Below are 16,677 nucleotides of genomic sequence, written 5' to 3' on the forward strand. Positions count from 1 at the left end.
CTCTAGAGGCGGCTGGACAAGTCATCCAGAGCCGCGCGCAACTCAGTGAACTGGAAAGTGAAACCAGCGGCCAGTAACCGTTCGGGCACCGCCTTCTGCCCACCCAACAAAAGGCCGGACAACTCGCCCAGGCCCACCTTCAACACAAAGGCCGGCATCGGCATGAACGCCGGGCGGTGCAGCACCTGGCCCAGGGTTTTCGCAAACTCGCGATTGCGCACCGGGTGTGGCGCGCAGGCATTATAAGGACCGCTGGCGTCAGGCTTGTGCAGAAGAAAATCAATCAGGCCGATTTGATCCTTTATATGGACCCACGGCATCCACTGCCGACCATTACCGATAGGCCCGCCCAGCGCCAGTTTGAAAGGCAGCAACAGCCGCGACAAAAAGCCGCCCTCAGCCGCCAGCACCAGCCCGGTACGTACCAGCACTACGCGAATGCCCAAGGCTTCGGCGCGCTGGGCGGTTTCTTCCCAGGCGATGCACAGCTGGCTGGAGAAATCGTCCTGCACGGGGCCGCTGGCTTCGGTCAATTCGCGTTCACCGCCATCGCCATACCAGCCCACCGCCGAGCCGGAAATCAACACCGCTGGTTTTTGTGCCAGACCTTCAAGCCACGCCAGCAAGGTTTCGGTGAGGCTGATACGACTGCTCCACAGCAAGGCCTTGCGCTTGTGGGTCCAGGGGCGATCGGCGATGGCGGCGCCGGCGAGGTTAATGACCGCATCCACCGGGCCGATAACCTCTTGCAGGCGATCAACCCCCGACACTTGGTCGCCACACAACTTGGCGACCTGGTCCGGATGACGACTCCACACCGTCAGGCGATGGCCCTGCGCAATCCAGTGTTGGCAGAGTTGGCGGCCGATCAGGCCAGTACCGCCGGTCAGCAAAATGTGCATGGGACGCTCCTCATGTAACGTTCGCCGCCGATCACTGGTCTATTTTATAAGCAGGGATCAATTTGAACGGGCGTAACGTTGGATTAAGCCTATGGGTTAACCATAGGTCACGCCGTAAGAACAGGTAAGCCAAAACTTATACCAAAAAACAATATTGTACAGCTATTGGTGTCGGCGTAGTCTGTACCCAACGGTAAAACGAGGCCTCCCATGACTGTTCCCATCGCGATCATCGGCACCGGCATCGCCGGTCTCTCCGCCGCCCGAGCGTTACAAGACGCGGGGCACGTTGTACAACTCTTCGATAAAAGCCGCGGCAGCGGTGGCCGCATGTCCAGCAAGCGCAGCGATGCCGGTGCCCTGGACATGGGTGCGCAGTACTTCACCGCCCGCGACCGGCGTTTCGTCAACGAAGTCCAGCGCTGGCAAAGTAACGGTTGGGCCGAGCAATGGAAGCCCCAGCTGTACAACTTCAAGTCCGGCCAACTCACACCCTCCCCCGATGAACAGATCCGCTGGGTCGGCACTCCCCGCATGAGCGCGATCACCCGCGCCCTGCTCGACGACCTGCCGGTGGCGTTTGGTTGCCGCATCACCGAAGTGTTCCAGGGCAAACAACACTGGAACCTGTTGGACGCCGACGGCGAGAACCACGGCCCGTTCAGCCACGTGATCATCGCCACCCCGGCTCCGCAAGCCACCGCGCTGCTGGCCGCCGCTCCCAAGCTGGCGAGTGCCGCCGCCGGTGTGAAAATGGACCCTACCTGGGCCATCGCCCTGGCGTTCGACACCCCCCTGGATACGCCCATGCAAGGCTGCTTTGTACAAGACAGCCCCCTCGATTGGCTGGCGCGCAACCGCAGCAAACCAGGGCGCGACGCCACACTCGACACCTGGGTACTGCACGCCACCAGTGCCTGGAGCAAGGCCCACCTGGACCTGTCCAGAGAGGCCGTGATCGAGCACCTGCACGGTGCTTTCGCCGAACTGCTGCACAGCGCCATGCCCGCGCCGTCGTTCAGCCTGGCGCACCGCTGGCTCTACGCACGACCATCCAGCAGCCACGAATTCGGCGTGCTGGCTGATGCCGACCTCGGCCTGTATGTGTGTGGCGACTGGTGCCTGTCGGGCCGCGTCGAGGGCGCATGGCTCAGCGGCCAGGAAGCCGCGCGACGCTTGATCGAGCACCTGCAATGAACCGTATCAATCCCGCCAAATTGCTGCTGTCGAAGTGGACAGCAGCACGCCCCCGAAACAAGGAAAAACACTTTCTGGTCACCGAATTGTTTCGCGACGATGAAGGCACCGTACTGGAAATAGAACTGCAAGCCGTCATGACCCGGCGCAGCGAACGCCTGCCCTGGCAAACCCTGCAAGATATCGACGCCTGGAAAATCGGCTGGAAATAGACCGCACGCAAAACTTGTACAAATAATTTGACTTGTACAGCACCGAACCTATGATGAGGCTTAGTTGTACAACATTTTTATGTTGTACAGGAACCTTGCAGAGGGTTGGTTTATGTCCAGCACTACCAAACCGAAGATCGCCATCAGCGCCTGCCTGCTGGGCGAAAACGTGCGCTTCAACGGCGGCCATAAACAATCACTGCTGTGCAGTCAGACCCTCGCTGACTATTTCGACTTTGTGCCGTTGTGCCCTGAAGTGGCGATCGGTCTGGGTATCCCCCGCGAACCGATCCGCCTGGTGGGCGACGCGACCCATCCGCAAGCTGTCGGCACCGTTAATCGCGCACTGAACGTGACCCAGCCGCTCGACGACTACGGCCAGCAAATGGCCGCGGAACACACCGACCTGTGTGGCTACATCTTTATGCAGAAGTCGCCGTCCTGTGGCCTGGAGCGGGTCAAGGTGTACCGCGACAACGGCACCCCGGTGGACGGAGGCGGGCGTGGCATCTACGCCCAGGCATTTTGTGAACGCCACCCTAACCTGCCGGTGGAAGAGGACGGTCGGCTGAATGACCCCGTGCTGCGGGAAAATTTCCTGGCCCGTGTATTCGTCTACGCCAGTTGGCAACAACTGCTGGCCGAAGGACTGACACGCCACCGTTTGCTGGCCTTTCATTCGCGCTATAAATACTTGCTGATGGCCCACAGCCCGGCGCATTACAAAAGCCTTGGCCACCTGCTGGGCAGCATGACCAAGGGCGCCAACCTCGACGAATTGGCCAGCTGTTATTTCAGCGACCTGATGACCGGCCTGAGCAAATGTGCGACCCGTGGCACCCACTCCAATGTATTGCAACACATCAGCGGTTACCTCAAACAGGCCATCAGCGCCGAAGACAAGCAGGAAATGCAAACCGTCATCGGCCAATACCGCCACGGCATCGTACCGCTGGTGGTGCCGTTGACCCTGCTAAAGCACCACTTTCGCCAACACCCGGACCGCTACATCGCGCAGCAGGCCTACCTGCAACCGCACCCGGAAAACCTCAGCCTGCGAAATGCGATCTAGACCATGAGAGCTGCCCTGCTAGACGAACCCGGCGAAGACATCGCCCAAGCCCTCCAAGAAGGCTGGCTGCCAATCCGCGAAGTGGCGCGCCAGACCGGCGTTAATGCCGTGACCCTGCGCGCCTGGGAGCGCCGTTACGGCCTGATCGTGCCCCAGCGCACGCCCAAGGGCCACCGGCTGTTCAGCGCCGAGCATGTGCAACGCATCCACACCATTCTCACCTGGCTCAATCGTGGCGTGCCGGTCAGCCAAGTCAAAGGCCTGATCGACTCCGCCCAGGCCATTCCCCATGCCGTGGAAAATGAATGGCACACCCTGCGCCAGAACCTGGTACACGCCATCAGTGAATTGACTGAGCGCCGGGTCGACGACGCCTTCAACCAGGCCATGGCACTGTACCCGCCACGCACCTTATGCGAGCAACTGCTGTTACCGCTGCTGCAGGAGCTGGAACAGCGTTGGCAAGGTCAATTCCGCGCGCAGATGGAACGGGTATTTTTCTTGTCCTGGCTGCGAAGCAAGTTTGGTGCGCGCATCTACCACAACAATCGCCAGCTGCAGGGTGCGCCATTGCTGCTGGTCAACCAGTCCGACCTGCCACTGGAACCGCATTTGTGGCTCAGCGCCTGGCTGGCCAGCAGTGCCGACTGCCCGGTGGAAGTGTTCGACTGGCCGCTGCCCGTCGGCGAGCTGGCCCTGGCGGTGGAACACCTGCGGCCGCGCGCCGTGTTGCTGTATTCGAGCAAGGCGCTGCAGTTGTCGACATTCGCGAAACTTCTGGGCGGCATCAGTTGCCCTAAGTTGATCGTCGGACCAACGGTGTGCATCCACCAGGCGGAGTTGGCGGTATTAACCCATGACATCCCTGAGTTGCTCGTCGCCGAAGAGCCGTTGTCGGCTCATCAGCTACTGATCCAGCGTGGACTTCTTTAAATGCATCTGATCTGGCTGCGCACAGACTTGCGCCAACACGACAACACCGCCCTGACCGCCGCGAGCCAGCGGGGTCCGATGGCGGCCGTCTACCTGATCACACCCGAGCAATGGCTGGCCCACGACGATGCGCCGTGCAAAGTGGATTTCTGGCTGCGCAACCTGCAAGCGCTGAGTAAAACGCTGGGCGAGCTGAACATTCCCCTGCTGATTCGCACCGCCGCCACCTGGGACCAGGCGCCCAGCGTGCTGGGCACGCTGTGCCGCGAACTCTCGGTGGAGTCGGTGCACGTCAACGAGGAATACGGCATTCATGAAAGCCGTCGCGATGCGGCAGTGTCCAAGGCATTGGAAGAGGCAGGTGTCACTTTCCACAGCTACTTGGATCAACTGTTCTTCCAGCCTGGCAGTGTGCTGACCAAGACCGGCACTTACTTTCAGGTGTACAGCCAGTTCCGCAAGGTTTGCTACACCCGCCTGCACAGCGCGTTACCCCAGAGGGTCGCTGCGCCAAAGGCCCAGGCTGCGCTCAAGCTGAAAAGCGACCCCATCCCGAACACGGTCGAAGGTTTCGAGCCGCCCAGCGACACGCTGCGTGCCCTCTGGCCCGCCGGTGAAGACGAGGCCCAGCGGCGCCTCGACGCCTTCGCCGACCAGCAGATCAGCTACTACAAGGACGAGCGTGACTTCCCGGCCAAGCCCGGCACCAGCCAGCTCTCTGCCTACCTCGCGGCGGGGGTGATTTCGCCGCGCCAATGCCTGCACGCCGCGTTACAAGCCAACGGTGGCGAGTTCGAGAGTGGCGACATGGGCGCCATCACCTGGATCAACGAATTGCTGTGGCGCGAGTTCTACAAGCACATCCTAGTGGGTTACCCACGGGTGTCGCGCCACCGTGCGTTCCGCCCCGAAACCGAAGCCGTGGCTTGGCGCAATGCACCCAAAGATCTCGCCGCGTGGCAGGAAGCGCGCACCGGCCTGCCGATCATCGACGCCGCCATGCGTCAACTGCTTGAAACTGGCTGGATGCACAACCGCCTGCGCATGGTCGTGGCGATGTTCCTGACTAAAAATCTGCTGATCGATTGGCGCGAAGGCGAGCGCTTCTTTATGCGCCATCTGATTGATGGTGACCTGGCCGCTAATAACGGCGGCTGGCAGTGGAGTTCATCCACCGGCACCGACTCGGCGCCGTACTTCCGGATTTTCAGCCCTTTGAGCCAGTCGGAAAAATTCGACAGCGAAGGCGTCTTCATCAAGCACTGGCTGCCGGAACTTGCCGCACTGAATAAAAAGGGCGTGCACAACCCGGATGCAGCCGGTGGTTTGTTCGGCGTGGCCGACTACCCACGATCGATTGTCGACCTGAAGAAATCCCGCGAACGCGCCCTGGCCGCCTTCCGTAGCCTGCCCTCGCGACAAGCCGCAGGGGGCGAATATGAGTGATTTCCTGCGCCGCTTCGCACAGGCCTTTGCCACGCTGGACAAGCACAACCTGCACCTGCTCGACAGCTTGTACAGCAAGGACATCGTCTTTACCGACCCGCTCCACGAAGTCCATGGGCTGCCCGACTTGCACCGTTACTTCAGCGAGCTGTATGGCAACGTCAGCCAGCTACGCTTCGACTTCCACGGTTTCGACCAAGTGGCCGAGGGCGAAGGTTACCTGCGCTGGAAAATGAGTTTCTGCCACCCGCGCCTGGCCAAGGGCAAGGTGATTCGGGTGGAAGGCTGCTCGCACTTGATGTGGCGTGACAAGGTGTACCGCCACCGTGACTACTTCGATGCCGGCGCCATGCTGTACGAACATTTGCCGGTACTGGGCAGACTCGTCAGTTGGCTGAAAAGGAGAGTGGGATGAACGCAGTACCGCCCCGTCGTTATTGGCTGACCGGCGCCAGCAGTGGTATCGGTGCAGCGCTGGCCGTGGAGCTGCTCAACAGCGGCGCACACGTCGCACTCAGCTCCCGCACCAAAGAGCCTTTGGAAGCACTCGCCCAACGTTACCCCGGCCAAGTGCTGGTGGTGGCCGGCGACCTGACCAACAGCCAGACCGTGCGCGAGATCGGCGAACATATCGGCGTGGCCTGGGGTTCCCTGGACACGGTGATCCTCAATGCCGGCACCTGTGAATATGTGGACGCCAAGCAGTTTGATTCATCAATCATCGAGCACGTGGTGCGCACCAACCTACTGGCAAGCAGCTATTGCATCGAAGCAGCCCTGCCGCTTTTGCGGGCAGGGCGCAGCCCCCACCTGGTGGGTGTCGCCAGCGCCGTGACTTACCTGCCGATGCCTCGCGCCGAAGCCTATGGCGCGTCCAAGGCCGGCTTGCGCTACCTGTTCGAGGCACTGCGCATCAGCCTTTCGCCGGAAAACATCGACGTTACCGTGATCAGCCCAGGCTTTGTCGACACGCCGCTGACCGAACGCAACGACTTCCCCATGCCCCTCAGTTGGTCGGCAGACAAAGCCGCGCGGCACATCTTCGCCAAGCTGGAAAAACGCCCGCTGGAAATCGCCTTTCCTGCACTCTTTATCGCCACCCTCTGGCCGCTGTCGAAATTGCCGAATCGCGCGCAGTTGATCATCGGTAAACGCATGTTGCGCAGTCCGCCGCCGAAAAAGGACGACCTGTGAAGATCGCCATCATCGGCAGCGGCATCGCGGGGCTGACCAGTGCTTACCTGCTCAGCCGCCAGCATGAGATTACGCTGTTCGAAGCGGGTGATCGTATTGGCGGGCATACCCACACGGTCAACGTGACCGTCGAGGGCAAAAGCTACGCGGTAGACACCGGCTTCATCGTGTTTAACGACTGGACCTACCCCAACTTCATCCGCCTGCTGGAGCAGATAGGGGTAACGTTCAAACCTACCGAGATGAGCTTTTCGGTGTGCGATGAGCAGACGGGGTTCGAGTACAACGGCAACAACCTCAACAGCCTGTTTGCCCAGCGTCGCAATATCCTTTCGCCGGGCTTCTGGGGCATGTTGCGCGACATCTTGCGCTTCAATCGCCAGGCACCGCTGGACCTGCAAGACCAACGCATCAGCGCCGAAATGACCCTGGGTGACTACCTCAACGCCGGTCACTACGGCGAGCGGTTTATCCGGCACTACATCGTGCCGATGGGCGCGGCGATCTGGTCGATGTCCCTGGCTGACATGCTTGCATTCCCCTTGCAGTTCTTTGTGCGCTTCTTTAAGAATCACGGCTTGCTCTCGGTGAGTAACCGCCCGCAATGGTGCGTGATCGAGGGTGGCTCCAGCCGTTACATCGAACCGCTGACCCGCAGCTTCCGCGAACAGATCCGCCTCAATTGCCCTGTGCATAACGTTGAGCGTACCGACGACGGCGTGGTTATCCACAGCCCGGCCGGCAGCGAGGCATTTGATCGAGTGGTCTTCGCCTGCCACAGCGACCAGGCCCTGGCGCTGCTGGCCGATCCAAGCCCAGCCGAACAAGCGGTCCTCGGCGCCCTGCCCTATGCCGATAACGAAGTGGTGCTGCACACCGACACCCGCCTGCTGCCCGACCGCAAACTGGCCTGGGCCAGCTGGAATTATCGGCTGACCGGCAATGGGCAGGCGCCGGCGGCGGTGACCTATGACATGAACATACTGCAAGGCATCGACAGCGCCACGACCTTTTGCGTGAGCCTGAACCAGACGTCGATGATCAACCCGCTGAAGGTCCTGGCGCGCTACACCTACGCCCATCCGCAATACAGCCTGGCAGCGGTGGCGGCCCAAGGCCGTTGGGAGGAAGTGTCTGGCGTGCGTAACACCTTCTATTGCGGTGCCTACTGGGCCAACGGTTTCCACGAAGACGGCGTGGTCAGCGCTTTGCGCGTCGCCCAGGCGTTTGGGGAAACCCTGTGAACAGCGCCCTGTACAGCGGCTGGATTGCCCATCGCCGATTTACGCCCAAGGCCCACGCCTTTCGCTACCGCATCGGCCTGCTGTACCTGGACTTGAGCGAAGAACACGAAGTGCTTGGGCTCTCGCCCCTGGCCGGGCGCAGTTGGCTGGCGCCCTTTGGTTTTCGCCAACAGGATTACCTGCGTGAATTGACGCGCACCGGCATGAGCTTGAGCGATGCCGTGCGCCAGGAAGTCGGCAAGGCACTGGGGCGTACACCTCAGGGCGTTATCTGCCTACTGACCCAGGCTCGCAGTTGGGGCCTGGCTTTTAACCCTGTGAGTTTCTTCTACTGCTTCGAGGTCGACGGACGTCTGGCCGCGATCCTGTGTGAAGTGACCAACACCCCATGGCGCGAGCGCTATCACTACGTGCTGCCCGCCCAGACCCTCGGCGCAGATGAACACCAGCACTTCGCCGTGGCCAAGGCCTTCCATGTGTCGCCGTTTTTGCCGCGCGACCTGGAATACCGCATGAGCTTCAGCGCACCCGCCGCCAAACTCGGCGTGCACATGGCCGACTGGCAGGGCGAGCTGAAAGTGTTCGACGCCACCTTGAGCCTGCACAAGGAAGCGCTGAACCGCACCAGTTTGCATCGTTACCTAAGGCGCTTCCCCTGGATGACCGCCAAGACCTGCCTGGCGATCTACTGGCAAGCCATGCGCCTGTTGCTTAAACGCACACCGATTTTTCCTCACCGGGCCGCCGATGGCGCCTCCCGCACCGCAGTCGGTTATTCCAAGGATCGCCGCCATGAAATCCCCTAACGTATCGGTCAAGGCCAACCGCCTGAACGTCAACGGCATGACCACCGCGCTGTTGCGCAAAGGCGTACTGCGCCAACTCAGCCAATTGCGCCATGGCCAGTTGGTGGTGATCGAGGATGGCGAGCAGCAAGTATTCGGCGCGCGCGAAGCGCACTTGCTGGGGGAGATCCAGATCCTCGACCCCGCCGTGTGGGGCCTAGTGGCGGCCAACGGTTCTATTGGCGCTGGCGAGGCGTTTATTCACGGTTACTGGAGCAGCCCGGACCTGACCGCCGTGGTGCGCGTGATGGTCAGCAACCTGGATGTGCTGGATGCGATGGAAGGCGGCCTAGCACGCCTGGCCCGGCCGTTCACCCAGGGCCTGCACTGGCTCAATCGCAACACACACAAGGGTTCGCAAAAAAACATCGCCGCCCACTACGACCTCGGCAACGACCTGTTCGAAGAATTCCTCGACCCCACCATGATGTACTCGGCGGCGCAATTCCTGACCCCCGACGACACCCTGGAGCAGGCGCAACTGAACAAGCTTGAGCGCATCTGCCAGAAGCTGGCGCTCAAGCCCAGCGACCACCTGCTGGAAATCGGCACCGGCTGGGGCAGCATGGCGCTGTATGCGGCGCAGCATTACGGCTGCAAGGTCACCACCACGACCTTGTCCAAGGAACAGTTTGCCTACACTGAAAAACGCATCGAGGTCCTGGGGCTGCAAAGCCAGGTCACCTTGTTGCTGAAGGATTACCGCGACCTGACCGGCCAGTACGACAAGCTGGTGTCCATCGAGATGATCGAAGCAGTGGGCCATCGCTTTCTGCCGACCTACTTCAAACAGTGCGCGCACCTGCTCAAAAGTGACGGCCTGATGTTGCTGCAAGCCATCACCATTCGTGAGCAACGCTTTGAACAGGCCAAGCGCAGTGTGGATTTCATCCAGCGCTATATCTTCCCAGGCGGCGCTTTGCCCTGTGTGCAGAACATGCTGCACATCGTCAGCCGCGACACCGATATGAACCTGCTGCACATGGAGGATTTCGGCCTGCATTACGCACGAACCTTGCGCCTGTGGCATGAGAATTTTCGCCGCGCCCATGGCCGCCTCGCCGAATTGGGCTACGACGAATACTTCCTTCGGCTGTGGGAGTTTTACCTGTGTTACTGCGAAGGCGGCTTTATGGAGCGCACCATTGGCACCGCGCAATTGCTGCTGGCCAAACCGTCGGCGATCAACCCGCCGTTGCTTGGCCGCTTCAGTGCTTAAGACATTGGCCAATGCCGTGCTGTTTCAGTGCGGCTGGTTCGCCTGTGTGCTCGGCGGTGACAGCTTATGGTTACTGGTAGGGCTGGCTGTACTGGGCATTCATCTGCTGTGGATAAGTTCATGGGCGCAAGACGGCAGGTTGATCCTGGGCGTGACCTTGCTGGGCACGTTGGTCGATACGTCATTACGCACCGTCGGCTTTTTTCAGTTCAGTGAGCCTGGGCCTTTGATTCCGCTGTGGTTAGTGATGCTATGGGCGCTGTTGGCAACCACGCTACGTCATTGCCTGGCTTGGAGCACCCAACCTCGGTGGCTCGCAGCGTTACTGGGGGCCGTCGGCGGTCCGATGTCTTATTTCGCAGGCAGTCAGCTGGCCGGGGTAAGCTTCGGTTACGCCCTGGGGCCGAGCCTGGTGGGATTGGCACTGCTGTGGGCTTTACTCTTCATACTCCTGGCAAGCGTTGCCAGAAAAAACTGAAGTCGGTCGGCTTTTACTTGCAGCTTGCCGCTCAAAGCTGGAAGCTGCCGCCATGTCCAACATCCCCCACACCCAAATCGCTGAACCCGCCGTCACCTGCTCGACGTGCGCGGCCTGCTGCTGCCAGCTGGAAGTGATGCTGATTACCGACACCGGCGTGCCGGAGCGCTATATCGATACCGACGATTGGGGCGGCGAAGTGATGCTGCGCCTGGAAGACGGCTGGTGCGCAGCGCTGGATCGGGACACGATGATGTGCACGATCTATGAGCGACGGCCGTTGATTTGCCGAGAGTTCGAGATGGGTGCGCCGGAGTGCTTGACCGAACGCGAAGGGATTGCGACGGCGTATCGCTGACCTTGAAACAGGTAGAAATCCAAATGTGGAAGCGAGCAAGCCCGCTCCCACAAGGGGATCTTCAGTGGCCTGAAGATTACAGCGCCATGGTGTAATGCAACGAGTAGCTCTCTACCCCGTCGTTATTGCTGCTGATCCCGGCGTTGGAATAGTGCGTGGCACGAATGCCCACTTCATGCCCACCGGTAAACCGCAGACCAAAACCCAGGCGGTCTTCGAACTGAAAGGCTTGGCCAATGTTGTTGTCTTCCAGCTGGGTACGGGAGAACACCGCTACGCCGATCCCGGCTTCGATGTAGGGTTTGACCGACTGTCCGGCAAACTCATACACAAACACGGGCGAGAACGACAGGCTGCTGGCACCGGCGCGATCGTCACCTTCCCAGTAAGTGTAAGCACCGCTCCAATAGCCCGTCAGGCGACCCGTATCGCTCTGCATCCAGCTCTTGTCCCAATCGGACGTCAACCCCAGCCGATAGGTCAGCGTTGAATCACTGGTTGCCCCCAGACCAAACTCCAACCCGGCGGCGTGCGCCGAAAAAGAGTGTCCCATTACCGCAGCCGCAAGCGCAGCCAAACAGAGAAAACGCTTCATATGAAACATCCCTTCAAACGACGTTGTAAGATTTTATGTACAGGCTAACGTGCTATAGAAGTCGCCGTTAATGCAGAAGTTCAGTCGAAAACCGTGATTTTTTCACGAATTTTTCACAAGCTGAAATCACTCACATTTCCGGAAGTTTTCCATAATGTAGGTAGGATGTTTCTGAAATGTTGCAGATCGCCACTGGTCCAGAAGTGTGCCGGTTCAGGGTCGCCGACGGCCAGAAGATCGCGCTCACTCAGTAAACGCTTGAGCTGGCGGGCCACGGCGGCACCGGTGTCGATAAGGATGATGCTGGGGGGCAGCATCTGCGCCAGGAGCGGCTTGAGGAAGGGATAGTGGGTGCAGCCGAGGATGATGGTGTCGCAACCGGCGCTGAGCAGCGGTTCGATGTAACCCTGCAATAACTGGCGCAGGGCGGGGCTGTTCAGGTCGCCGGTTTCAATCAGCTCCACCAGGCCTGGGCAGGGTTGGGTGATGACCCGAACATCAGTGGCGAAGCGGTCCAGCAGCGCAGCGAACTTGGCGCTGTGCAGGGTGCCGGTAGTGGCAAGCACACCGACCACGCCGCTGCGGGTGGCGGCGGCAGCAGGTTTTACGGCGGGCTCCATGCCCACCAGTGGCCAGTCGGGATAGTCCTGGCGCAAGTCGGCGACTGCCGCGACGGTCGCGGTGTTGCAGGCAATCACAAATGCCTTGGCGCCCTTGTCGCGCAGAAATGCCGCAACCTGCCGCGAACGCTCACGAATAAACGCCGGGGTTTTCTCGCCATAGGGGATATGCCCGCAGTCGGCCACGTACAGCAACGCCTCATGGGGCAGCAATTGCTGAATTTCGGCCAGTACCGACAAGCCGCCAACACCGGAATCGAACACACCGATGGGCGCGCCCTTAACCATGTTGGGTCCCGCACACGCTGCAGCCGGGGTCACGCTTAACGCGCAGCTCGCGAAAACGCGTGGTCAAGGCATCGATGAGCAACAGGCGGCCCACCAAGGGTTCGCCGAAACCGGCCAGCAGTTTCAAGGCTTCCAGCGCCTGCAGGCTGCCCACCACGCCCACCAGCGGACCAACTACGCCGGCTTCGCTGCAGGAGAGCTCGGTGTCGCTGCCGTGCCCATATAAACAGTGGTAACACGGGCTTTCGGCGAGACGCGGGTCGAACACTGACAATTGGCCTTCAAGGCGAATCGCCGCGCCGCTGATCAATGGCTTGCCGGCGGCAACGCAAGCAGCGTTGACCGCCTCGCGCGTGGAGAAGTTGTCGCTGCAATCGAGCACAACATCGACCGCACCAACCGCGGCAGCCAAGGAATCGGCATCCAGCGCAGCGCGGTGGGCAGTCAGCTTGATTTCGGGGTTGATGGCGCTCAGGCGGCGCAGGGCCGAGTCGACCTTGGTCTGCCCAACGCTGTCGGTGTCATGGATGATCTGGCGTTGCAGGTTGGTCAGGTCGACCGTGTCGAAGTCCGCCAGATGCAACTCACCCACACCCGCGGCCGCCAGGTACAGCGCAACGGGTGCGCCCAGCCCACCAAGACCAACGATCAATGCACGGCCGTTTTTCAGGCGCAACTGGCCGTCGATGTCGACATGCTGCAACAGAATCTGTCGGCTATAGCGCAACAGCTCCTGATCGCTCAGCACGGCCGGCGTCCCAGCGTGATGCGCTCGTGTCCGCCGAGATCGATACGGCTGTGTACCTCTTCAAAGCCTTCACTCAACAGCAGATCGCGCACAGCCGGGGCTTGGTCGTAACCGTGCTCCAGCAACAGCCGGCCGCCGGCATTCAGGTGAGCGGGGGCGTCTTTGATGATCCGGCGCAGGTCATCCAAACCGTCACGACCGGCCACCAATGCGCTGGCCGGCTCGAAGCGCACGTCACCGGCCACCAGGTGTGGATCATTGTCGGCAATATACGGCGGGTTGCTAATGATCAGGTCATAGGTATGACCCTGCAGCGCGCTGAACCAGTGGCTGTTCAGCACCGCTGCGTTATTGAGGTGCAGGCGCTGGCGATTGCGCTCGGCCAGGGCCACCGCTTCCAATACTCGGTCGACAGCGGTGATCTGCCAGGCTGGGCGCTCGCTGGCCAGGGCCAACGCGATGGCCCCGCTGCCGGTGCCCAGGTCGAGGACCGTGGCGGGCGTGGCTGGCAACAGTTCCAGGGCGGTTTCCACCAGCAGTTCGGTGTCCGGACGCGGGATCAGCGTGTGCGGCGCGACCTCCAGGTCCAGTTTCCAGAAGCCTTGCTGGCCGAGGATATACGCCACCGGCTCACCGCCGCGACGGCGTTGAAGGTAGCCGGCAAAGGTCAACGCGTCCTCAGTGCTGACAATTTTTTCCGGCCAGGTGTGCAGGTAGCTGCGGGACTTGCCCAGCGCAGCCGCCAGCAACAATTCGGCATCCAGGCGCGCGGTGGGCGAGTCGGGCAGATCAGCGGCGCGCAGCAGGCTGGCAATGATGGTCATTTACTCACCTATCGCCGCTAATTGATCGGCCTGATACTCGGCGAGTAGCGGCTCGATCACCGCGTCGACGCCACCCGCGAGAATTTCGTCAAGGGAATAAAGGGTGAGGTTAACGCGGTGGTCGGTGACCCGGCCCTGGGCAAAGTTGTAGGTGCGGATACGCTCGGAACGGTCGCCAGAACCCACCAGCAACTTGCGCTCGCTGGCAATTGCGTTCGCGGCGGCGCTGGTCTGCTGGTCATTGAGCTTGGCCGACAACCACGACATCGCCCGCGCACGGTTTTTGTGCTGGGAACGCTCTTCCTGGCACTCCACCACGATACCCGATGGCAAGTGGGTGATACGGATCGCCGAATCAGTCTTGTTGACGTGCTGGCCACCGGCGCCCGACGAGCGGTAGGTATCGACACGCAAGTCAGCCGGGTTGATCTCGATGGCTTCCTGCTCGTCCGGCTCAGGCAACACGGCGACGGTGCACGCCGAGGTGTGGATGCGGCCTTGAGATTCAGTCGCCGGAACGCGCTGCACGCGATGTGCACCGGACTCAAACTTGAGCTTGCCGTAGACGTTATCGCCTTCAACCCGCGCGATGACTTCTTTATAGCCGCCGTGTTCGCCTTCGTTCTCGGACAGGATTTCGACCCGCCAGCCGCGACGCTCGGCATAACGCGAATACATGCGGAACAGGTCGCCGGAGAAGATCGCCGCCTCATCGCCGCCAGTGCCGGCACGGATTTCCAGGAACACGTTGCGCCCGTCGTTCGGATCCTTGGGCAGCAACATGCGTTGCAGGTCGCCTTCCAGCTCGGCCAGCTTTTCCTTGGCCTCGCGGACTTCTTCCACGGCCATTTCACGCATGTCCGGGTCGCTGTCCTTGAGCAGCGCCTGGGCGCCTTCAAGATCGGCCTGCACTTTCAGCAAGTTTTTGTAGGTGGCCACAACTGGCTCAACTTCGGCGTATTCCTTGGAATAGGCGCGGAACTTGGTCTGATCGGAAATGACCTCGCCATCGCCGAGCAAGGCGGTCAGTTCTTCGAAACGGTCCTGGAGCACGTCCAGTTTGTTGAGCAGTGACGCTTTCATTGCGGTTTTTTATCCGAAGAGCTTTCTGACGCGCCCTCACCGAGGGCAAAGAGTTCCTGGGCCATGGCCAGCGCATCGAGGCGGCCTTCGGCAGTTAGCTTTTTTAATTGTACGCTGGGGGCGTGGAGCAACTTGTTGGTGAGGCCCCGGGCCAGTTGCATCAGCACCTCTTCAGCGCTGCTGCCGTTGGCCAGCAAGCGCTGGGCTTTGATCAGCTCCTCGTCGCGCAGGCGTTCGCCTTGCTGACGATACGCCTTGAGCACATCCACCGCCGCCAATTCACGCAGGCGCACCATGAAATCTTCGGCGCCGGTGCTAACCATTTCCTCAGCAGCCTGGGCTGCACCCTGGCGGCTCTTGAGATTTTCGGCGACCACTTCGTGCAGATCGTCAACGCTATAGAGATAAACGTCGTCCAAGTCGCCGACTTCGGGCTCGATATCGCGGGGAACGGCGATGTCCACCATAAAGATCGGTTTGTGCTTGCGCAGCTTCAGCGCGCTTTCGACCGCGCCTTTGCCAAGGATCGGCAACTGGCTGGCAGTGGAGCTGATGACGATATCGCTGCGCACCAGTTCGGCCGGGATGTCAGACAACAACACGGCATGCGCGCCGAACTGTTCGGCAAGGATGCTGGCGCGCTCAAGCGTGCGGTTGGCGACCACGATCCGCTTGACCCCCAGGTCATGCAGGTGACGGGCGACCAAGGTGATGGTCTCCCCCGCGCCAATCAACAAGGCCTGGCTGCGTTGCAAGTCACTGAAAATCTGTTTGGCCAGGCTCACCGCAGCAAACGCCACCGACACCGGGTTTTCACCGATAGCAGTGTCGGTGCGCACCTGCTTGGCGGAGTTGAACGTGGCCTGGAACAAGCGCCCCAGCAACGGGCCGACGGTTCCGGCCTCGCGCGCTACGGCGTAGGCGGACTTCATCTGGCCGAGGATCTGCGGCTCACCCAACACCAGCGAATCGAGGCCGGACGCCACACGCATCATGTGACGAACTGCCGCATCCTCTTCATGCACATAAGCGCAGGCACGCAGGTCATCGAGACTCAAATGGTGAAAATCGGCCAGCCAGCGCAGCACCACATCCGCTGAAAGATGTTCCTGCTCTATATAAAGCTCGCTGCGATTGCAGGTTGAAAGGATCGCAGCTTCGCGACTGTCGGTGAGCCGGCAGAGCTGCTGCAAGGCCTCAACCAACTGCTCTGGCGTAAACGCAACGCGCTCGCGCACGTCTACGGAGGCAGTCTTGTGGTTAATACCGAGTGCGAGGAAGGCCATTCAATATCGCTGATGATGTCGGGAAGCCGACAATTGTCCTACTTCGAAAGATTCAGAACAACCACCGTCGTCTATTGTCCCTATATGTTGTGCCTATGAAAGGCGTCCACTGAGTCTCGGTTATGTTTGGCCG

General features: G+C 60.7%; 19 protein-coding genes. 12 read left to right on the forward strand and 7 right to left on the reverse strand.

Annotated elements, in window-relative coordinates:
* Positions 1–2 precede the first annotated feature (2 nt).
* Entirely contained in the window at positions 3–902 is a 900-nt protein-coding gene (locus AACY44_RS23645; RefSeq protein WP_339531172.1) for a TIGR01777 family oxidoreductase, read from the reverse strand.
* Positions 903–1,112: 210 nt separating this feature from the next.
* On the opposite strand from AACY44_RS23645, the gene AACY44_RS23650 reads away from it, so the two are divergent.
* The 12 genes from AACY44_RS23650 to AACY44_RS23705 all read left to right on the forward strand — a co-directional run bounded on the left by AACY44_RS23650 (position 1,113) and on the right by AACY44_RS23705 (position 11,100).
* Positions 1,113–2,099 carry an NAD(P)/FAD-dependent oxidoreductase gene (locus AACY44_RS23650; protein ID WP_339419564.1) on the forward strand — a complete coding sequence of 329 codons (987 nt, stop codon included), beginning with the start codon at positions 1,113–1,115 and terminating at the stop codon, positions 2,097–2,099.
* Positions 2,096–2,311, forward strand: a complete 216-nt coding sequence (locus tag AACY44_RS23655) for a TIGR02450 family Trp-rich protein (protein ID WP_049710090.1) — start codon at positions 2,096–2,098, stop codon at positions 2,309–2,311. The genes AACY44_RS23650 and AACY44_RS23655 overlap by 4 nt, the downstream gene beginning before the upstream one ends.
* Positions 2,312–2,423: 112 nt before the next feature.
* A complete protein-coding gene (locus AACY44_RS23660) occupies positions 2,424–3,383 on the forward strand; it encodes a YbgA family protein (protein WP_339419567.1) in 960 nt (319 codons plus the stop codon).
* Positions 3,384–3,386: 3 nt separating this feature from the next.
* The gene (locus AACY44_RS23665) at positions 3,387–4,316 is read left to right on the forward strand and encodes a MerR family transcriptional regulator (RefSeq protein WP_339439081.1); all 930 of its coding nucleotides are present in this window, start codon (positions 3,387–3,389) and stop codon (positions 4,314–4,316) included.
* A complete protein-coding gene (gene phrB / locus AACY44_RS23670) occupies positions 4,317–5,762 on the forward strand; it encodes a deoxyribodipyrimidine photo-lyase (protein WP_339439080.1) in 1,446 nt (481 codons plus the stop codon). It abuts the gene before it with no gap.
* Positions 5,755–6,177, forward strand: coding sequence for a nuclear transport factor 2 family protein (locus AACY44_RS23675; protein ID WP_339419573.1), 423 nt, complete (start codon positions 5,755–5,757; stop codon positions 6,175–6,177). The genes phrB and AACY44_RS23675 overlap by 8 nt, the downstream gene beginning before the upstream one ends.
* Positions 6,174–6,956, forward strand: a complete 783-nt coding sequence (locus AACY44_RS23680; RefSeq protein WP_339419575.1) for an SDR family NAD(P)-dependent oxidoreductase — start codon at positions 6,174–6,176, stop codon at positions 6,954–6,956. Before AACY44_RS23675 ends, AACY44_RS23680 begins: the two co-directional genes overlap by 4 nt.
* A complete protein-coding gene (locus AACY44_RS23685; protein ID WP_339419577.1) occupies positions 6,953–8,200 on the forward strand; it encodes an NAD(P)/FAD-dependent oxidoreductase in 1,248 nt (415 codons plus the stop codon). The genes AACY44_RS23680 and AACY44_RS23685 overlap by 4 nt, the downstream gene beginning before the upstream one ends.
* Complete coding sequence (locus AACY44_RS23690) at positions 8,197–9,006, forward strand: DUF1365 domain-containing protein (RefSeq protein ID WP_339531174.1); 810 nt, start codon at positions 8,197–8,199, stop codon at positions 9,004–9,006. The genes AACY44_RS23685 and AACY44_RS23690 overlap by 4 nt, the downstream gene beginning before the upstream one ends.
* The gene (locus AACY44_RS23695; protein WP_339419581.1) at positions 8,993–10,264 is read left to right on the forward strand and encodes a cyclopropane-fatty-acyl-phospholipid synthase family protein; all 1,272 of its coding nucleotides are present in this window, start codon (positions 8,993–8,995) and stop codon (positions 10,262–10,264) included. Before AACY44_RS23690 ends, AACY44_RS23695 begins: the two co-directional genes overlap by 14 nt.
* Positions 10,257–10,742 (forward strand): DUF2878 domain-containing protein, encoded by a 486-nt coding sequence (locus tag AACY44_RS23700; protein ID WP_339419583.1) that lies wholly within the window; start codon positions 10,257–10,259, stop codon positions 10,740–10,742. Before AACY44_RS23695 ends, AACY44_RS23700 begins: the two co-directional genes overlap by 8 nt.
* 52 nt (positions 10,743–10,794) lie before the next feature.
* Positions 10,795–11,100 carry a YkgJ family cysteine cluster protein gene (locus tag AACY44_RS23705; RefSeq protein WP_339419584.1) on the forward strand — a complete coding sequence of 102 codons (306 nt, stop codon included), beginning with the start codon at positions 10,795–10,797 and terminating at the stop codon, positions 11,098–11,100.
* 76 nt (positions 11,101–11,176) lie between these two features.
* On the opposite strand, the gene AACY44_RS23710 is transcribed toward AACY44_RS23705, so the two are convergent.
* The 6 genes from AACY44_RS23710 to hemA all read right to left on the reverse strand — a co-directional run bounded on the left by AACY44_RS23710 (position 11,177) and on the right by hemA (position 16,544).
* Positions 11,177–11,695 carry an acyloxyacyl hydrolase gene (locus AACY44_RS23710; protein ID WP_339419586.1) on the reverse strand — a complete coding sequence of 173 codons (519 nt, stop codon included), beginning with the start codon at positions 11,693–11,695 and terminating at the stop codon, positions 11,177–11,179.
* A gap of 113 nt (positions 11,696–11,808) precedes the next feature.
* Positions 11,809–12,603 (reverse strand): glutamate racemase, encoded by a 795-nt coding sequence (gene murI, locus AACY44_RS23715; RefSeq protein WP_339531176.1) that lies wholly within the window; start codon positions 12,601–12,603, stop codon positions 11,809–11,811.
* The gene (locus AACY44_RS23720; RefSeq protein ID WP_339436859.1) at positions 12,596–13,351 is read right to left on the reverse strand and encodes a molybdopterin-synthase adenylyltransferase MoeB; all 756 of its coding nucleotides are present in this window, start codon (positions 13,349–13,351) and stop codon (positions 12,596–12,598) included. Before AACY44_RS23720 ends, murI begins: the two co-directional genes overlap by 8 nt.
* On the reverse strand, positions 13,345–14,175 hold the full coding sequence (prmC, locus tag AACY44_RS23725; RefSeq protein WP_339436860.1) for a peptide chain release factor N(5)-glutamine methyltransferase: 831 nt from the start codon (positions 14,173–14,175) through the stop codon (positions 13,345–13,347). The genes AACY44_RS23720 and prmC overlap by 7 nt, the downstream gene beginning before the upstream one ends.
* Positions 14,176–15,258, reverse strand: coding sequence for a peptide chain release factor 1 (prfA, locus tag AACY44_RS23730; RefSeq protein WP_010565625.1), 1,083 nt, complete (start codon positions 15,256–15,258; stop codon positions 14,176–14,178).
* The gene (gene hemA, locus AACY44_RS23735) at positions 15,255–16,544 is read right to left on the reverse strand and encodes a glutamyl-tRNA reductase (RefSeq protein WP_339419594.1); all 1,290 of its coding nucleotides are present in this window, start codon (positions 16,542–16,544) and stop codon (positions 15,255–15,257) included. Before hemA ends, prfA begins: the two co-directional genes overlap by 4 nt.
* Positions 16,545–16,677 lie beyond the last annotated feature (133 nt).

It is taken from the genome of Pseudomonas sp. RA_15y_Pfl1_P11 (assembly GCF_963970975.1).
Taxonomy (GTDB): domain Bacteria; phylum Pseudomonadota; class Gammaproteobacteria; order Pseudomonadales; family Pseudomonadaceae; genus Aquipseudomonas; species Aquipseudomonas tritici.